Origin of the sequence: Helicobacter sp. 'house sparrow 1' (assembly GCF_900199585.1) — a bacterium.
In the GTDB taxonomy this organism is placed as follows: domain Bacteria; phylum Campylobacterota; class Campylobacteria; order Campylobacterales; family Helicobacteraceae; genus Helicobacter_H.
The window spans coordinates 333,583-351,831 of sequence record NZ_FZQY01000004.1 but is presented as its reverse complement, the minus strand read 5'-3'; the positions used below and the strand labels follow the sequence as shown (position 1 = coordinate 351,831).

20 protein-coding genes are annotated in these 18,249 nt (G+C 31.8%); 10 read left to right on the top strand and 10 right to left on the bottom strand.

Going from position 1 to position 18,249, the window contains the following annotated elements; all coding sequences use genetic code 11:
• The first annotated feature begins 18 nt into the window (after positions 1 to 18).
• The 4 genes from C6H31_RS02150 to C6H31_RS02135 are packed head-to-tail and all read left to right on the top strand — an operon-like array spanning position 19 to position 3,993.
• The gene (locus tag C6H31_RS02150; protein ID WP_104697156.1) at positions 19 to 861 is read left to right on the top strand and encodes an NAD(+)/NADH kinase; all 843 of its coding nucleotides are present in this window, start codon (positions 19 to 21) and stop codon (positions 859 to 861) included.
• Positions 854 to 2,383 (top strand): DNA recombination protein RecN, encoded by a 1,530-nt coding sequence (locus C6H31_RS02145; RefSeq protein ID WP_104697155.1) that lies wholly within the window; start codon positions 854 to 856, stop codon positions 2,381 to 2,383. The genes C6H31_RS02150 and C6H31_RS02145 overlap by 8 nt, the downstream gene beginning before the upstream one ends.
• Positions 2,380 to 3,696, top strand: a complete 1,317-nt coding sequence (locus tag C6H31_RS02140; protein WP_104697154.1) for an NFACT family protein — start codon at positions 2,380 to 2,382, stop codon at positions 3,694 to 3,696. Before C6H31_RS02145 ends, C6H31_RS02140 begins: the two co-directional genes overlap by 4 nt.
• Positions 3,697 to 3,705: 9 nt before the next feature.
• Positions 3,706 to 3,993, top strand: a complete 288-nt coding sequence (locus tag C6H31_RS02135) for a hypothetical protein (protein ID WP_104697153.1) — start codon at positions 3,706 to 3,708, stop codon at positions 3,991 to 3,993.
• Positions 3,994 to 4,052: 59 nt separating this feature from the next.
• Here C6H31_RS02135 and carA read toward each other — a convergent pair whose 3' ends face one another.
• The 4 genes from carA to C6H31_RS07145 form a co-directional block, all read right to left on the bottom strand.
• Positions 4,053 to 5,174: a glutamine-hydrolyzing carbamoyl-phosphate synthase small subunit gene (gene carA / locus C6H31_RS02130; protein ID WP_104697152.1), complete on the bottom strand. Its 1,122-nt coding sequence runs from the start codon at positions 5,172 to 5,174 to the stop codon at positions 4,053 to 4,055.
• Positions 5,174 to 5,722: a DUF507 family protein gene (locus C6H31_RS02125; RefSeq protein WP_104697151.1), complete on the bottom strand. Its 549-nt coding sequence runs from the start codon at positions 5,720 to 5,722 to the stop codon at positions 5,174 to 5,176. The genes carA and C6H31_RS02125 overlap by 1 nt, the downstream gene beginning before the upstream one ends.
• A 66-nt stretch (positions 5,723 to 5,788) precedes the next feature.
• Positions 5,789 to 7,714: a transglycosylase domain-containing protein gene (locus tag C6H31_RS02120; protein ID WP_442778066.1), complete on the bottom strand. Its 1,926-nt coding sequence runs from the start codon at positions 7,712 to 7,714 to the stop codon at positions 5,789 to 5,791.
• Positions 7,711 to 9,015 carry a methyl-accepting chemotaxis protein gene (locus tag C6H31_RS07145; RefSeq protein ID WP_104697150.1) on the bottom strand — a complete coding sequence of 435 codons (1,305 nt, stop codon included), beginning with the start codon at positions 9,013 to 9,015 and terminating at the stop codon, positions 7,711 to 7,713. The genes C6H31_RS02120 and C6H31_RS07145 overlap by 4 nt, the downstream gene beginning before the upstream one ends.
• 195 nt (positions 9,016 to 9,210) lie before the next feature.
• Here C6H31_RS07145 and fur point away from each other — a divergent pair, with 195 nt between their 5' ends.
• A complete protein-coding gene (gene fur, locus C6H31_RS02110; protein ID WP_104697149.1) occupies positions 9,211 to 9,678 on the top strand; it encodes a ferric iron uptake transcriptional regulator in 468 nt (155 codons plus the stop codon).
• Here the strand turns inward: fur and pseI are convergent.
• Genes pseI through flgH form a run of 5 tightly spaced genes read right to left on the bottom strand, consistent with a single transcriptional unit; the run spans position 9,656 to position 13,429 of the window.
• Positions 9,656 to 10,678, bottom strand: a complete 1,023-nt coding sequence (pseI, locus tag C6H31_RS02105; RefSeq protein WP_104697148.1) for a pseudaminic acid synthase — start codon at positions 10,676 to 10,678, stop codon at positions 9,656 to 9,658. The genes fur and pseI overlap by 23 nt on opposite strands.
• Positions 10,662 to 11,165 carry a UDP-4-amino-4,6-dideoxy-N-acetyl-beta-L-altrosamine N-acetyltransferase gene (gene pseH, locus C6H31_RS02100; RefSeq protein WP_233709950.1) on the bottom strand — a complete coding sequence of 168 codons (504 nt, stop codon included), beginning with the start codon at positions 11,163 to 11,165 and terminating at the stop codon, positions 10,662 to 10,664. Before pseH ends, pseI begins: the two co-directional genes overlap by 17 nt.
• Positions 11,162 to 12,010, bottom strand: coding sequence for a hypothetical protein (locus tag C6H31_RS02095; RefSeq protein ID WP_158654738.1), 849 nt, complete (start codon positions 12,008 to 12,010; stop codon positions 11,162 to 11,164). Before C6H31_RS02095 ends, pseH begins: the two co-directional genes overlap by 4 nt.
• Positions 12,011 to 12,047: 37 nt before the next feature.
• Positions 12,048 to 12,731, bottom strand: a complete 684-nt coding sequence (pseF, locus tag C6H31_RS02090; RefSeq protein WP_104697146.1) for a pseudaminic acid cytidylyltransferase — start codon at positions 12,729 to 12,731, stop codon at positions 12,048 to 12,050.
• Entirely contained in the window at positions 12,731 to 13,429 is a 699-nt protein-coding gene (flgH, locus tag C6H31_RS02085; protein WP_104697145.1) for a flagellar basal body L-ring protein FlgH, read from the bottom strand. The genes pseF and flgH overlap by 1 nt, the downstream gene beginning before the upstream one ends.
• Before the next feature lie 71 nt (positions 13,430 to 13,500).
• On the opposite strand from flgH, the gene C6H31_RS02080 reads away from it, so the two are divergent.
• Positions 13,501 to 13,938 (top strand): GatB/YqeY domain-containing protein, encoded by a 438-nt coding sequence (locus C6H31_RS02080; protein ID WP_104697144.1) that lies wholly within the window; start codon positions 13,501 to 13,503, stop codon positions 13,936 to 13,938.
• A 1-nt stretch (position 13,939) separates the two neighbouring features.
• Here the strand turns inward: C6H31_RS02080 and C6H31_RS02075 are convergent, their stop codons facing one another.
• Positions 13,940 to 14,470, bottom strand: a complete 531-nt coding sequence (locus C6H31_RS02075) for a phospholipase D-like domain-containing protein (RefSeq protein WP_233709948.1) — start codon at positions 14,468 to 14,470, stop codon at positions 13,940 to 13,942.
• A 78-nt stretch (positions 14,471 to 14,548) separates the two neighbouring features.
• Between C6H31_RS02075 and C6H31_RS02070 the strand changes: the two genes are divergently transcribed.
• The 4 genes from C6H31_RS02070 (at position 14,549) to argS (ending at position 18,248) form a co-directional block, all read left to right on the top strand.
• The gene (locus C6H31_RS02070) at positions 14,549 to 15,715 is read left to right on the top strand and encodes a hypothetical protein (protein ID WP_104697142.1); all 1,167 of its coding nucleotides are present in this window, start codon (positions 14,549 to 14,551) and stop codon (positions 15,713 to 15,715) included.
• A gap of 4 nt (positions 15,716 to 15,719) precedes the next feature.
• Complete coding sequence (gmk, locus tag C6H31_RS02065; protein ID WP_104697373.1) at positions 15,720 to 16,331, top strand: guanylate kinase; 612 nt, start codon at positions 15,720 to 15,722, stop codon at positions 16,329 to 16,331.
• Positions 16,332 to 16,395: 64 nt separating this feature from the next.
• The gene (tatA, locus tag C6H31_RS07120; RefSeq protein ID WP_104697141.1) at positions 16,396 to 16,662 is read left to right on the top strand and encodes a twin-arginine translocase TatA/TatE family subunit; all 267 of its coding nucleotides are present in this window, start codon (positions 16,396 to 16,398) and stop codon (positions 16,660 to 16,662) included.
• Positions 16,662 to 18,248, top strand: a complete 1,587-nt coding sequence (gene argS / locus C6H31_RS02055; RefSeq protein ID WP_104697140.1) for an arginine--tRNA ligase — start codon at positions 16,662 to 16,664, stop codon at positions 18,246 to 18,248. The genes tatA and argS overlap by 1 nt, the downstream gene beginning before the upstream one ends.
• The last annotated feature ends 1 nt before the right edge of the window (position 18,249 follow it).

Genomic DNA, 18,249 nt, shown 5'->3' with positions numbered 1-18,249 from the left:
CGCCAAAAAGTGGAAAAGATGCAAAAAAAGATTAAGAAAATAGGGGTATTCTTAAGACCTCAAACTCCAAAAGAGGTTTTTTTAGATATAAAACAAGCATTTGAGAAGTCCAGTATTGAGGTTTTGCTTGGAAAATCTCAAATAGCAGAAATTGACTTTGCCCCCTCTTATACATTTGAAGAGATTATCTCAAAAGTAGATGCTATTGCCTCAGTTGGAGGAGATGGCACTCTACTTTCTTTGATTCGAAAAAGCTATGGAAACTCCATACCTATTTTTGGAATCAATACAGGCAAATTAGGTTTTTTAACAGCTATCAACCCCTTTGAAGTTGAAAATTTTGCCAATTCTCTAGCTAGGGGTACTTATATACTAGAAGAGCATATGATGCTTGAGGCACAGATAAATCATCAAAAATTTTTTGCAATTAATGAATTTTTGATTTCAAAAAATAATCTTGTGAGTGGTATTTTAAAAATAGATGCATATATGAACAATGAAATCTTTAATACCTACAAGGGAGATTCTCTAATTATTGCAACCCCTACTGGTTCTACTGCATATAATATCAGTGCTGGGGGTTCTATTGTTTATCCCTTGTGTCAAAATATCTTACTCACTCCTGTTGCAGCCCACACACTAACCCAAAGGCCTATGGTTTTAGATTCAACTTTTATTCTTAATTTTAAGTTAAATACTCAAGGATTTTTAGTTATAGATGGGCAGGAGAACATACTAGTTGAGTCAAAAGATACAATCATTATTCAAAAAGCACAAAAATCTGCCATACTTATACAACCATTTAAAAGAAATTATTTTAAAGTGCTAAAAGAAAAATTCCAATGGGGACAAAATGATTGAAACAATTCAGGTAAAAAATTCTATTGTTTTTGATTCTTTAGATTTAGCACTACATAAGGGGCTAAATGTATTTAGTGGGGTGAGCGGAAGTGGAAAATCTGTTTTTATGGAAATTTTACTTGCAATTTTTGGTATAGGGGATGTAAATGCACAACAAATTCAAGCACTCATTACTAATCTATCTCTAGACTTAGAATCTATCCTATTAGATCATGAAGAAGAAATCATTGTCAATATTGTCAAAAAAGAAAAAGTGAGATATTTCATCAACACTTCTTTAATAGCAAAAAAGAGTCTCCAAGAAGTTTTGTCTCCTAGCATCAAATACATCTCTCTTAAAAATGCTACAGAGCTTTTGCCATATAATTTATTGAAAACCCTTGATAATCTCATTGGAACTAAAGAAAAAAAGTTTAAATCCCTAATCTTTCAATTAGAAACAAAGTTTCAAGAATTACAAGAAGCAAAAAAAGCTTATCATCAAATTCTTCAGGAAGAAAAAAACATTCAAGAACTCAAAGATTTGGCTAATTTTGAGATACAAAAAATCACTTCTATTGCACCAAAGATTAATGAATATGAAGAACTGATGCAACTAAAAAAAGATTTTTCTAAAAAAGAAAAACTCCAATCTCAAATCTCTCAAGCATTGGAAGTAATGCAAGAAATTCACCAAATACAAAACGCTCTCCAAGCTTTAGATAAAATTCATCCTGCTTTTGAAGAAAGCATCATTGAAGTAAGAGATATTTTAGTATCTGAAAATGAAAGATTAGAAGAACTGGATACACTTGATCCAGAATCAATGCTGGATAGAATTTCAAAACTTTCAGAACTCAATCAAAGATATGGAAGCATTCAAGGAGCTTTAGATCGCCTAGAATACCAAAAATCAAAGCTTTTAGAGTATGATAATTTACATTTTAATAAAGAGAAGCTTTTCTTATATCAAGAAGAAATTGAAAAAGAATGCAAAACTCTAGCACAGCAAATTTCTAAATATCGCAATCAATATTTAGAAAATTTTACACAAGAGCTTCAAGAAATCTGTCATCTATTAAAGCTCTCTAATATAAGAGTTTTATTAGAAGAAATACCACTTATCTCTTCAGGAGTAGATGCTATCAAGATTTTATTAAAAAACACAGAAATACCAAATCTAAGTATGGGAGAATACAATCGTTTAAGACTTGCTATTATGTATCTTGAAACAAAATTTTCAACCAAAACAGGAATTTTAATTTTAGATGAAATTGATGCTAATTTAAGTGGTGAAGAAAGTGAGGGGGTTGCAAAGATCTTAAAACAACTTGCATCAAGCTATCAAATCTTTGCCATATCGCACCAGCCACACATTCCAGCATTAGCAGATCAACATTATTTGGTTTATAAACAAGATTCCAAGAGCTATATCAAAATTCTAGACTTAAATGGAAAAGTTCAAGAAATCGCAAGAATGATTAGTGGAGCAGATATCACGCAAGAAGCAATAGACTTTGCAAAAAAAAGACTGGGTATATGAAGCTAGAGCTATTACAAAACATTGCCAACCTTTTTAAAAATTACTCTCAAATCAACTCTTTAAGACGCATCCAAGATAATCTTTTTAAGCTTCAGCTCCATCAAGATTTCTTTTATCTTGATATGCAAAAATATCAAAGCAATATTTTTATTACAGATACTAATATTAGTAACAAAACTTATCAAGCACCCTTTGATCTTATGCTTCAAAAGCTTACTACACGCGCAAGACTACTTGATTGCTATTGCGATGGTAACAATAGAATCTTAATTTTGTATTGTAAGCAAAATCATCTTTATAAGGATTTTAATTTTTTTATCTATTTTGAATTTACAGGAAAACACACCAATGTAATTCTTCTTAATCAAGAACATATTGTCTTAGAAGCATTAAGACATTTAAACCATACTAAAACCTCTAGAGAGGTAAGACCCAACCATGCCCTATTACCCCTTCCCCAAAGAGAAGGCAATTTTACACCAGTTGCCTATAGCAAGGAACAAATTCTAAAGCTTTTAAACCAAAATTATTTTTCAATAATGGAAAAAAAGATAGCTCATACCAAAGAAATTTTGTTGCGACAATTAGAAAAAAAGTTAGAAAAATACAAAACTTTAATACAAAATCTTCCAAAACCTCAAGATTTACAAAATCAATCTCAAAAGCTCAATCAAGAAGCTACATTGCTTTTAAGCAATTTGCATCTAATTAAGCCATTTGATACACAAGTCACTCTTAAAGACTTTAACCAAAATGAAATAAAAATACAGATACCACAAACAGGGATCTTGCCTCAAGATTATATTAACTCTATTTTTACCCAGAGTAAAAAGTTATCAAAAAGAGCTAAAAATATTTATATTGAAGAGCAAAACCTTCAAGACAAAATTAACTTCATTCAACAAAAAATTGCTTTCATTACTCAAACTTCATCTTTAGAAAATATCACAATCCTAAAACCTGCCAAACAATCCAAATTAAAAGAACAGAAATTTGAAAGTTTTTATATAGAAAACTACAAAATTTCTATTGGAAAGAATCAAGATGAAAACCAAATGTTACTAGAAGTAGCAAAAGCAAATGATATCTGGCTACATATACGCAATATCCCTTCTTCGCATATGATTATTCATTGTGGAAAAAATAAACCTTCCTTATCAATCATCCAAAAAGCTGGTGAAATACTTGTTGGTTTAAACTCTATTACAAAAGGAAACTTTGAAGTCGATTATACTTTAAGAAAGTTTGTTAAAATTAAAGAAAAAGCAAATGTAGTTTATGCAAAATACCAAACCATAAGCTACAAAAAGTAGAGGAATAAAATGGCCATATCACCCATTGGTAACATTACCTATATCAACCAAAATACTCAGGCTAATGTTCCTTTGGCTCAAAATCGATCTGATATGACCCCTTTAAACATTCAAGAGTTTGAAGATAAACTCAGGGAGATTCAAGAAGTTCGAGCCACAGAAGGAACAGATTCTATTAGCAAGGATGCACAGCGAGGTGGAGGCAATCATCCAGGACAAAATGAAGGTGAGACTCAAAAAGAGCAAAAGGAAAATAAAACAGAATCTCTAGATCACATACTTGATATCAAAGCATAGAGGCTTTCATATCTTTAAAAATACTATCAACCTAAAAAGCCTCTAGGATTAGTTGTCTTTTAAAGCATAGAAGCGAACTTTTCAAAAAGCTTACGAGCTTCCTTTGGCCCAGGGCTTGATTCTGGATGGTGTTGCACAGAAAAAATAGGTCTATTTTTATACTCAACACCTTCTATCGTGTTATCAAAAAGATTCTTATGTGTAATATTTGCAATTTGCTCAATTTCTTCTGGAACAGAATAATTATGATTTTGTGAAGTGATTTCAACTTCTCCTGTAAGTAAATTCTTTACAGGATGATTCCCTCCATGGTGTCCAAATTTTAATTTAAAAGTATTAAAACCATTTGCGATAGATAAAAGCTGATGCCCAAGACAAATCCCAAACATAGGGATTTTTGCATCAACTAACTTTTTAATTTGCTTTATTTCATCTTGCAACAACATTGGATCCCCAGGACCATTAGATAAAAATACACCTTGAATTTCTTTTTGTTTAAACCTCTGAATTAGATCATCTGCATCAAAAGAATAAGGCACTACCTCCACTTCAAGTCCAACAGCACTTAATTCATTTAAAATATTAGTCTTTATCCCAAAATCAATTGCAACCACCTTTTTTGATGATTGAGGCCTTTTACCATAGGCAAAAGTGTTGAAATCAAAAACAGAATGCTGATGTATATAAGACTTTTTTGTAGAAACTTGCTTAACATAGTTGATATCTTGTATGTGAGAAGCCTCTTGTAGATGCTTTTTCAAAATATCAGGATCTGAAATCTCTGTTGAAGCAATCATCATCATTGCTCCTTCTTTTCTGATGATTTTTATGATATCGCGTGTGTTGATATTGCATAATCCCATTACATTTGATTTTTTTAAAAAAGCATCAAGACTTTCTGTAGCCCTAAAATTTGAAAAGTTTTCATTATATTCTCTTACCAATATTCCCTTGCACTGCACGCCGTTAGATTCATTATCCAAGCCATTAATACCAACAATTCCAATCTCTGGCATACTAAATGTAATAAACTGACCTGCATAACTTGGATCAGTAATAATCTCCTGATATCCACTCATTGAGGTATTAAAAACAACCTCTCCAATACTAGTCCCACAAGCACCAAAGCAAGAGGCTTCAAAAAAAATCCCATTTTGAAAATAAATCCAAGCTTTCTGCATTAAAAACCTCTTCTTTTCAATTCTTCCTGATACAACTTATCAAAAACCAATTCATATTCATCTGTTCCCACCAAAAGTTTACGTTTGTAATTTCTGATTTTTTCAATCACAGAATTCTCCACCTCTCCATACATTTGTGCATAAAGATCAATGGACTTGAAGATAAGATTTTTTACAAGGTTCTCACTCACCTTCACCTTAATATACCCCTCAAGAATTAACTCATCTAAAAGTTTATGAGAGAGCTCATTATAGCGATCCTCCCAAGATAGGGAAAAATTACTATCTTGAGCAAGTTGTTTTTTTATCATCCAAAACATCTGTTTTTCATCAGCACGCATAAACTCAATATTTTCAATATTCTCTTCTAAAATCTCCTTTGCCCTCATATCAATTTGGCTTTCTTTTTTAAGATCCCCTTCTAAAACTTCTCTAGCTACCTGATTAATTTTTTCTAGAGAGGTTTTTACTTCCAAAAGACTAGAGTTTGCAATGTCAATGGCAATTTTATTGGCCACATAAGGGATATGTTTCAATTTTAACTTCATTGCGCACCTCTTTTATTTTATAGTTGTGTGATTCTAACGAGTTTTGCTTAAATCTTTTATTAAAAATCAAAAGATAAGTTTATTTTCTTCCTCTGTAATTTTTTTATCTGGCAACTTTGAAATATCTGTATAAAAATACTTCACTCCATCAATGGTTTTTTGATGTACTCCATCTGGAATTCTAAAATGCTTTTTTAGTCCTGGATCGATTTTTAAAATTTCATTTATAAAGTTTGAAAAAATTGGGGCTATAAGACTTGTTCCACCGCCTATGTTCCCAATAGAACTATTATTATCATTCCCAAACCAGATAATTGCTTGAATATCAGGTGTAAATCCACAAAACCACGCATCATTATTATTATTTGTTGTTCCTGTCTTTCCAGCAACATCCATACCCTTCACTCTTGCTCTTCTACCTGTTCCATTTTTTACAACTTCTTGCAAGATAGAAGTAACTAAAAATGCTTGTTTAGGTGTTGTAAATTCTTCTTGTTTTACATAAAAAGTCTCTTTTTTCTCGTCTCTTGAAATCAGCTGTGATATTAATTGAGGTTCTAAAATTGTTCCCTCATTAGAAAAGAGAGAATATGCCCTTGCTAAATCCATAGGAGATGCAACAAGACTTCCTAAGACAATAGTTAAATTCTTTGCACTGGGATTGAAACCATAAGATTTTATCGCCTCATAGGTTTTGTCAAAGCCTACCATATCCACAAGGTTTATTGTGGCTAGATTTAGTGAGTGGATTAAAGCATAACGCAAGCTCACAATTCCATTAAAGGAATTTCCTGCATTCTTGGGTCTCCAATATTCATCATCACTACCAAAGCTTCTTGCTACATCTGGAATCATAGTAGCAGGAGAATAACCCGCATCAAATGCATTTTGATAAATAAAAGGTTTTATTGTGCTCCCAACCTGTCTTCTTGCTTGCGTTGCACGATTAAAAGCGCTTTTGTTGTAATCCACCCCACCAATTAATGCCAAAATCTCACCCGTTCTTGAATGTGTGACAATCATTGCACCATTTAGACTACTTTCTTTATCTTGAATACGATTAAGCTTTAGGGCATTTTTATATCCTTGCTCAAAAACTTCCTGTGCAATTCTTTGATAATCTAAATCAAGGTTGATTTTTATAACATAGCCTGCTGTCCTTAGGTCAGGAATATAAGATAGTTGCTTTAAAACCATATCCACAACATAAGGGGCTTGATTTTGAGCCAGGCTTTGATTAAAAACTTCTGGAATCTCTACTAAAGCACTTTTGTACTCACTCTCACTAATCCAACCAAGTACATACAGTCTTTCTAAAATGTTATTTGCGCGACTTAAGGAAAAGTCTAAATTCTTTGTTGGATCATAAAAGCTTGGTGCTCTAGGAAGTCCTGCAATCATTGCAATTTCTTTGAGTGTCAGCTGATCTAAATTCTTCTTAAAGTATCCTTGTGCTGCAGCTTTAACTCCATAATATCCATGACCTAAAAAAGTATCATTTAAATAGCGCTCTAAAATCTCTTCCTTGCTTAGAGCTATTTCAATTTGAATTGCTAAAATTGCCTCTTTTATTTTACGATAAAGGGTCTTGTCTCTTGTGAGTATAGTATTTTTGATAAGTTGTTGTGTGAGCGTACTGCCACCCTCAGAATACTTGCCATGCCTCAAATTTTTAACAATAGCCCTGAAAATTGCATCATAATTAATTCCATGATGTTCAAAAAATAAAGTATCTTCCACAGCAATGAGAGCTTCTATCATACGAGGCGGTATTTCATCAAACTTAGCATAGAATCTAAATTGATCTCCATAAATGTTAGCAACTAATCTATCTTTTCTATCAAGTATTTGTGTTGTAACCTGAGGATTATAATTTTTTAGTTTAGAAACATCATCCTGCAAACTCAACCAAACAAATACTAGCCATAATATTCCACCAACTAAGAGAAAACAGCCTATTGTAAGAATCTTTCTTATGGATAAAAATCTCAATGAGTATTCCTAGCTTTTTGCTTTAATAATTCAATGCTTTCTTGCTTTTCTTTAAACATTTCATCAATACAATCCATAACCCCCTTACTGGCCTTTTCCATACCAAGAACCTTTTCATTAATCAACGCCCTTGAGACTTTTTCTCTATCATCTTTAAAAGATTGGGCTAAAGCGTTTGCATTGCTATGCACCTTTAAGTGATGGCTATCCAACTTTTTATACCCCTGCGTATCTGAAAAACTATTTTTCCCTTCACCCTCAAAATACCACTTACCTAGACGACATTGAGTATGATCTACTTGATTAAAATCACTTGCTATATTAAAGATAGAAGCATATAAATTATTCTTATATACAGTGTGATCTAACTTTGCAAGAGTACAAAAAACCTGATTATTAGAATTTTGAACTGTATATTTTGTAACCTCTGAACCTATCTTATAATCATTTACATTATGATGCAAACTTTCGACCTTTTCTTTAATATCCTGTGTTGCCTGATTTGTAGCTTCTATACTTGTTTGTATATCATGAGATTCTTGCTGCATTGATTTGACAACAACAGCAATTTCTTTTGTAGCTTTTTGGGTTTTTTCTGCAAGCTTCCTAACTTCATCTGCAACAACAGCAAAACCTCTACCATGATCCCCTGCCCTAGCAGCTTCTATGGCAGCATTTAACGCTAGAAGATTTGTTTGCTCTGCAATATCATCAATCAGCGAAATAACGCTGGTAATCTCATTACTCTTTTGAGTCAAAGAATTCACTAAAATAATAGAATCTTGCATTTTTTGATGCAAGATTTGAACATCATTTAAGGCCTGATTACTTAGCTTTAATCCGCTATTTCCTAATTCTTCACCCTTCTGAGTTTCTCCAAGTATCTGTTTTAATTCATTTAGAATGCTTAATAAAGAACTTTGAGCTTCAATAATGCCATCTTTTATGCTTTGATGATAGATAGCAAATAAATCAACACCATCTGTAACTTCATTACGCAAATCTGATCTAGACAATACATAATAGATTTCATCATGCAATTGCATATTCTTGATTTGATACTCAAAGCCATTAATAAAAACTTTTTGTGCTTCAAAATCTAATCTCTCCAACACTTCCATTCCAACAGCCTTGGCAGCATCATTCATAAAAACAACTTTTTCTTCCCTAAAGCCTACCACTATTTCTTGAACGCCAAACTCTGCAACCTGACTCAAGATAGCAATCTGTTTTTTCAACTGATCAATCTCTAAGTCCTTCTTAGCCATCTCAAGCCGATTTTTTTTAGAACCCCAAAACATTAATAACCCTTCTCCTAAAACTTCACTAAAATATAAAGTAAGATTAAACTCTAGAAACACACTAGAATCACACTTGTATCAGGTCAATTATAATACATTTTTGTTAAAAATTTTTATTTGTCTGGTAATGGTGAGTTTATGCTACAATACGGCTAATTTTATCTCTACAAAATAAGAGTTAAAGGATTGTCAGTTATGCAAAATAGACTTGAAACTTTAGAATCTATCTTGAAACGGCTAAGAATTTCAATCAAAAAGAATGGGCTAAAGAATTCAAAACAGCGGGAGGAGATTATTTCTGTTTTATACAAAAATCGAACACACTTAAGCCCTGAGGAGATCGCTCAAGAAATCCGCACCAAAGACAAGAACACAAGCATCTCTTCAATCTACCGTATCTTAAACTTCCTAGAAAAAGAAAAATTCGTCACTACTTTAGAAACAGATAAAAGTGGTAAGCGCTATGAAATTGCAGCAAAAGAGCATCACGATCATATTATATGCCTTGAGTGTGGAGAGATTCAAGAATTTGTTGATCCTGACATTGAAAGACAACAAATAAAAATTGCTCAACTTAATAATTGCAAGCTTATTAGCCATGATATGAAACTCTTTGTTGTATGTGGTAAATGTCAAAAATTTAATCAAAATCCTCAGGACTAAGGGGTTTAGAGAACTCTAGATCTCTTTTTGCTCTTTTTCCCAAAACTGACTTTAAAAACCTAGGATGCACTCCAGCATAGGGTCGATAAGATCCAATATTTTCTAAACTTAAAATTTCTCCTTGTTTGATATCTTTTTTTACAAAAAGACTGCGGGCAAAAGTTCTTTGCCTTTTCACTTCTTTATCATCCTTTCGTATTGCACCATCTCCTAGAGATAAAAATGCATCAAAGACATCTTTTGAAAGTAAGCTAAAATCTTCAAAATCCATACTAAAGGCACTATCAACTCCACCCATTGTTTTGCTAATAATAAAATGCTTTTCAATTAAACTTGCTCCTAATGCGGTTGCAACAATTGAGCACAAACTTCCTAGAGTATGATCTGATAATCCGTATTTAACACCATATTTTTTACCAAACTCCACCATTGCCAAAAGATTGGCATCTTTAATAGATGCTGGATATTCACTAGTGCATTGCAATAGCGTAATATCATTGTTTTTAGCTTTTCTACACATCATAATTGCTTCTTGAATCTCTGCATCTATAGCAATTCCTGCTGAGAGTATAATAGGCTTTTGTGTCTTGGCTACTTCATAAATAAAATAAGGATCAATTAACTCAAAACTTGCAATTTTGTAACGAGGACATTTTAAATCTTCAAGCACTTCTAACCCTTTTTGACTAAAAGGAGTGCTAAATAACTCTATTCCTATTTCTCTTGCATATTTAAATAAAATTGGATGCCATTCCCAAGGTAGATATGCTTTTTTATAAAGTTCAAATAAATTTTCATCCTTCCATAACCCATCTTTAATCTTAAAAACATCATTTTTAGAATCCAAAGTAAGGCAAGAAGGCTCATAGCTCTGTATTTTCACACTATCAGCACCTGCTTTTTTTGCCATCAAAATACTTTTCTTTGCAATCTCTAAATCCTGCTGATGATTTGCACTAATTTCTGCGACCAATAAAGGCTTTTTATTGTATTTTTTCATAAATCAAGACATCCTTATATTGATGATTGTAATACATAAAATCTTTTAAACAACCCTGATAAGAATAACCATTCTTTTGATAAAAGGCAATTGCTTTAACATTGTCCTCCAAAACCTCTAAAAATAAAGAATGAAGCTTCATTTTTTTAAAAGCAATCTCTTCTAAAACCATTAAAAGATCTTTTCCAACTTTGTTTAAAGCTGGATTTTTGTAAATACCTATATAGGCATTTTTATGCATAACATTTATTCTAGATAAGGAAACTACTCCAAGAGTTACTTTTTCTCTTTTTAATAAAAAATAACATTTTGTAGAATCATTTTTTAATTTTTGCACAAATTCTAGATGTTCTTTAAGAGAGATATTTTGAGTGATTGCCCACTTTGTGATCTCTGGATGATTGCGTAAATAAAATACTTCCATCACATCCTCTTGATTTAGAGAAACAAAATTAATTACCCTTATTCCACTAATGTCATCTATCAAGGAACCAATACCTCTTTTAAAGCTCGATTTAATTTTGAACCAAATATTTTTTTGATATCCCTAATTTTATCAATATCAATAGTTTTTATTTTAAAAATATCTTCTTTTAATGTCTCTAGGGTAGTTTTTAAGATGACTTTTTGCTTTACATATGCCTCGACTTGATGATATTGGTTTTGTGCTGTTGGAATTATCAATGCTGGTACTTCTGACATCAAAAGCTCATTTAACATTCTTCCCCCTGCAGTGATTGCAAAATCTATTCTTTGAAAAATATCCCTCATAGTATCCTCATTAATACCCTGGTGGATTTCACCCCTACCTCTAAAGGTTTCTTGGTAACAATTACCCAATACTATAATAAAGTTATATGGCATATCCTTTAACCTATCATAGACTTTCTGTGAAAAGTTCATTGCATCCCCTCCTCCAAAACAAATTAATAAAGTATTATTCTTTTTTTTGTCTTTGGTTTGAAAAAATTTTTCATCACAGATCATATACTCAACACCTGCAAAAACCCTATGATATTTTTCTGGATAAAACTTTGAAGTATCAATTCCTCCATTAAAAATAATGCATTCTTTTGGAAAAACAATACGAGCAACATCATCAATTACCAAAACACGCTTTACTTTATTTAATGCAAGATTATATACTTCATAATCTGCTTGATAGCTATCAATAATAATAAAATCAATATCATTTAAATATGCAAGAATATTTTCTTGATAAAACCAAGCTTCCCTTTTATTGTCTTTTTGATTATAAGCATACAATAATACTTCAAAACCCATTGACAAGAGTTTCTTTCGCAGGATATCACAACGGACATAGTGTCCCATACCATAATCAACCCCATATTCACAAAAAATTGCAACCTTAGGCATATTTTAATTTATATTTAATCTCCGCAAGATTCCAATCATCAAGGGTATCTATGTCCTGAACCAACATTCTTGGCAGGATAATTGGGATAGAATCAGAACCAAAAATCATTTTTTGTTCTAAAAAACTCCTTGCATATCCCCAATAAAAACTACCTGCATCATGATATACCTTATCTAAATCTTGAGATCTAAACAATTGATACTGAGGAAACAATAAGGTGATTACATCATCTTGCAAATAAAATCCCCTAAAAGGTGAAGAATCAAACTCTACCACAGAAAAGGCATAAGCTTTTTGTTTATTTGCTACTAGTGCATTAAAACCATCAATAACATATTTTTTTTCCAAAAGTGGTGCAGTAGGATAAATGCAACATACCAAGTCATTATGATTTAACTTTATAGATTCTATTGCGTGAGAGATTACAGGCAAAGTTGGAACCTCATCTCCACTTAAATCCAATGGTCGCTTTAATAAATAGCTTGCCCCATGCTCTTTTGCTACTTGCAAGATTTCATCATCATCACTACTTACCACTATTTCATCAAACATATTTGTTTCTACCGCTAACTTAATAGAATAAGAAATAATAGGCAGATTACAAAACATCTTTATATTTTTCCTTGGTATTCTCTTGCTCCCTCCTCTAGCAGGAATAATGGCAACTTTTTTCATTAGTATGGATACTCACTCTCAATGGCATCTGTTGCAACTTTTTTCTTACTTGTATTACTCAAATCACCGAGGTTAAAATAATGTATTTTTGCATCAGAAAGATATTTTGATTCTACAGTATTGTTGCGATTAATATCATAAGGACGCACTACTCCACTCACTTTTATCACTTGTTTCTCACCATCTACCAAAATCTCTTTATTTCCAAATATAAAATAGTTACCATTTTCTAAAACTTTAACAATACGAGCAGTCACAGTCAAGTTTAGATTTTCTGTTTTGCTCTGAGTACCACCACCCTTAAAGGTGCTATTATTTGTGGGTTTTGTAAAAGTATAGTTCGTGCGATCATCAAGTTCTTGTGTTGTTTTCTTTTTGTCTTCATCTTCCCCATTATATTGCAGTCTTGGTGGAGTAGAATTGCCACTAGAATTATTATTATAGGCCTTTGATGAAGAATAATTTGCGCTAGAACTCTCATTTATAATCACAGTTACCAAATCATAGGGTCTCATTGCTCTTCTATCCGAAAAAAGTGGTTTATCACCCTGTCCAAACAAACTTCCTGGTTTTCCAAAATCAGGAATAAAATCTTTTGATGGCATTTCTTCCACATAATCTGGAGGTGTCATTTCAATCTCTGGTTGATAGCTGTATAAAAATAGAAGTGTAAAGAAAAATACTATCCCTGATCTCATCTAACATTCCTTTGCTATAAAATATTTCTGATATAATCAAGCAATATTTATTCCAATAAAAAGACTGTGAAATGAGTTTAATTAGAGAAAAAATTAATCAAGACTTAAAAGAAGCAATGAAAAATCTCGATACTTTTAAAAGAGATACTTTAAGAATGTTAAATAGTGCTTTTAAACAAGTAGAGGTAGATCAAAGAAAAATCCTTTGTGATGAAGATATTATCAAGATATTAAAGACTGCATATAAACAAAGACAAGATGCAGCTGAGGCATATAAAAAAGGTGGTAGAGAAGACCTTTATAACAAAGAATCTAAGGAAATGGAAATCATCCACTCCTATCTTCCCAAACAACTTGAGGATAGTGAATTAAAAATAAAGATTCAAGAGATTATTTCAAAGCTTGGAGCGGAAGGGAAAAAAGATATGGGAAAAATAATGGGGTATGCAAAGGACTTAAACGCAGATGGTAAAAAAATTGCAAGTTTTGTAAAAGAACTCTTAGGCTAAGCTAAAAGGCTTTGCAATCTTTTAGCATTTCTTTAAAATGCTTTGTTGCTTTTTGTATTATCTTTTTTTCAGTGCTTAAATACAAAATCTCAAAATTATTTTCAAAGGCACTCTTGCTCCAGTTTGCAGAGCCAAAAATAATAGAGTGATCATCTATAATTGCTAGTTTTTGATGCATAATCCCGTAATGATCTTTTTGTGCTGCCTTTTGACCCTGCAATAAACAAACACTAATATTATTTAATGTTGCCAAATACCCAATTGTAGAATATGAATTCTTAATATTAGATTCTCTATCATATATAATATTGATTCTGATGCCATTCCTAGCTTGGTCCCTCAAAACTTTGGCAATTTCCTTATTTGTAAAGCTATAAATTGCAATATTAATCTCTTTTTTCGCACTTCTTAGTGCTTCTTTTAGAGTTCTTAAGGCTTGCTTTTGCTCTTCTGGCATAAAAAATATTTGTCCATCACCATATGCAAAAACAAATAAGAAAAATATAAATCCAAATAATCGTAAAAAATACATCATAAACCTTAAAAAAAATTAACCCCTATGTGTGCTATAATTTTACAATAATCTTAGAAAGTTAGTAATGGTGAACTCTTGAGAATCTATCTTTTTAGCAAAGATACTATGGTTATCAAAATTATTGAAAATAGTGTAAAAAGTCTTGACCTTACATTACTTGTGTTTGATAATTTTGATACTTCTTTTGTAGAGACTACAAATGAGCCTTTTATTGTTTTTTTTGATGATAGCATCCCAAATATCACAGGGATTCCATCATTAGAATATGAAAAAATACTCATTCATAGAAAATCATCTCAACCAATAAAAGGGTTTGATTTTTATATTAAAAAGCCATTTTTACCTACTGAAATCGTAGAGTTTATTAAATCAAAAATTCCAGAAATTGCCACTAAAAGTCCTAAAAATATTATCCAAAACCCAATGGAATTCAATGATGAATTGGTTGATAATTTAGATGATCTTAGTATTCCTGACTTTGATTTAGATAATAATGAAAAAACGCAAGATATTAATTCTCCTATTTTGTCATCAGATTCGCAGAATCTGCAAGAGGTAGTCTTTGATCACGAAGAATTGCTAAATGAATTAAATTCACATAACAATATCAAATCAAATGATTATGTTGCAAAAGCAACGCAAGGTATTGACAACAAGATCTTTGATAGCCTTGATGATCTAAAATTAGAAGAACCTATTGATGATTTTAGTGATCTTAACCTTGAAGCTGAACATAATTTTGATGATTTTTTAGAAGGTTTTGATTTAGACAATACTCAAGATACTCAAGATAATATAGATAATATAGATAATATAGATAATAAACAACTAGAAGACATATATGCCATAAAAGAAGATGAAACAACTGTTTCTAAAGCAGAACATCTTAATGTCCTAGACATTGAGGATATTAATGAAGTAAAAAAACTCTTGGAAGAAACACATTCACTAGAAACAAAAGAAGATTCCATCACTCCTGAAGAAGAATATGATCAAAAATTTGAAGAACATTTAAAAGAAGAGTTTGATATTCCCTTTAGCGACTTAGATCATAGCATCAATGATATTACTGTGGATGAAGTTGAAATTCTTGAAGCCCTCAATCAACCTCTATCATCACTGAAGAAATTCACCTGCAGTGGAAGAGATTTTATTGATTTTATCAAAAATACTCCAGAAGAAGAGTTGCAAAAAATCTTTGGCAATTCTAAAATATCCTTAGAAATTGATTTTACAAAGTAAAAAAATGTGTGGAAATATTTTAATTTTATCAGGACCTAGTGGTAGTGGGAAAAGTACTCTTTGCAAAGCTTTAAAGGATAATTTTCCAAATATATTTTTTTCTATATCTACAACAACAAGACCTCCAAGATTTAATGAAAAAGATGGTAGAGAATATTTTTTTACCACCGAAGAAAAGTTTTTAGAGGACATAAAGGCAGAAAGGTTCCTGGAATGGGCAAAGGTACATCAAAATTATTATGGAACCTCTCTAGTTCCTGTAAAAGAGGCCCTTCAAGATGGGAAGCTGGTAGTATTTGATGTTGATGTCCAGGGGCATAAAAATATTAAAGAACATTTTCCAAAACTTGCTAAGTCTGTATTCATTACGACACAAAATGATTTAATCCTACAACAACGCCTTGAAAAAAGAGGTACTGATACTCAAGAGATTATTCAAAATAGGATTAAAAATGCTTATGAGGAAATGTTATTTATGGATGCATTTGATTTCTTAATTATTAATAATGATATACAAGATTCTATAAAAAAAATTCTCTCCATTGCTTCACTACTTTCTTGCATGAATTTTGATTCTCAGGCAATTTGCCAAAACTGGAAAACTATACAGAAATAATTTTTTTTTGTATAATTGCAGGACTTTGGTTTAACCAATATAACAATAATCAAAAGGATGTGTTATGGGCAGTTTTAGCATTTGGCATTGGGTGGTTGTTTTATTAGTTATCATTCTGTTATTTGGTGCAAAAAAAATTCCAGAAGTTGCAAAGGGTCTGGGAAGCGGAATTAAAGATTTTAAGAAAGCTATTAAAGATGATGATGAAAATGTTACTTTAACTGAAGCAACAACACCACAAGAAGCGACAAAAAAAGCTCCTGTAAAAAAGGCTAGAGCGACCACAACAAAAACTTCTAAAACAACTACAAAAAAGACTAAGGAGGCTTGATGCACCAAAGCATTAAGCAATTACTAGAGGATACCCTTAGAATTTCCAATGTTGTTTTAGAGATACCAAAGAACTCTAGCTATGGTCACTATGCAACTCCTGTAGCATTTACCCTTGCAAAAGAACTTAAAAAGTCTCCAATAATTATTGCTCAAGATATTGTCCAACAACTCTCTAATAGTGAGGTTTTTTCTAAGGTAGAAGCAGTAAATGGTTATATCAATCTTACACTCTCTCACCAATTCTTAGATTCTCAAATTGATATTTTCTTACAATCTCTTAAACAACCCTTATCTGCAAAAAAACAATCTATACTAATTGAATATGTGAGTGCAAATCCTACTGGTCCTTTGCATATTGGGCATGCTAGAGGAGCTGTTTTTGGAGACAGTCTTTTTAGGATAGGAAAGTACCTAGGATATGATGTTTTTACAGAATATTACATCAATGATGCGGGAGCACAAATCCATATGCTTGGGTTATCCATCCTTCTAGCAGGGCAAGAACATCTACTAAAACAAGAAGTAGAATACCCAGAAAGCTATTATAAAGGCGAGTATATTATAGAAATAGCTCATCTTGCTGAAAAAAAATTTGGCAAAGATATTTTTAAACAAGAAAATATTGAAAGATTGGGTGATTTTGGAAAAGAGCTAATGATGGAAGAGATTAAGCAAAATCTTTGCGAAGTTGGCATTGATTTTGATTTTTTTGTAAGCGAGAAGGCTTTATATCCTCAGTGGAATCTTATTTTTCAAAAACTCAAAGAACACAATGCAATCTATGAAAAGGATCATAAAATTTGGCTTAAATCTCAAGAAAAAGGTGATGAAAAGGATCGTGTGATTGTGCGAGACAACCAAGAACCCACCTATTTGGCAGGAGATATTATTTATCATAATGATAAATTTATGAGGAATTATGACCATTATATTAATATCTGGGGTGCTGATCATCATGGATATATCAAAAGAATTCAGGCAAGTTTAGAATTTTTAGGTTTTGATAGCAGGAAACTTGAAGTTATTTTAGCTCAAATGGTCAGCCTTCTTAAGGGTGGAGAGCCTTATAAGATGAGTAAAAGAGCAGGTAACTTTATATTAATGAAAGATGTGTTGAAAGATATTGGTTCAGATTGCTTGCGCTTTGTATTCTTGTCTAAAAAACTTGATACAGCCTTAGAATTTGATGTAAAAGATCTTGAACGGCAAGATTCAAATAATCCTGTCTTTTATATCAACTATGCAAATGCAAGGATTCATACTCTTCTTAAAAAAGCAACTACAGATTCTCAAAAATCCTTAGATACAAGCCTTATAAACTTAGATAATCAAGATGCTATGAATCTTTTATTTCAAGCAATGCAACTGCATAGAGTATTAGAAAATGCCTTTGAAGAAAGAGCCTTGCAAAAGGTATGTGAATACTTAAAGAATCTTGCAGGAAGTTTTCACAGCTTTTACAACTCTCATAAAATACTAGGTTCTTGTGATGAAGCAAAGCTTCTAAGAATCTGCTCAGTAGTGAGTGCATCACTTACTCTTGGATTAAAACTACTGGGCATACAAGCCAAAGAAGAAATGTAAT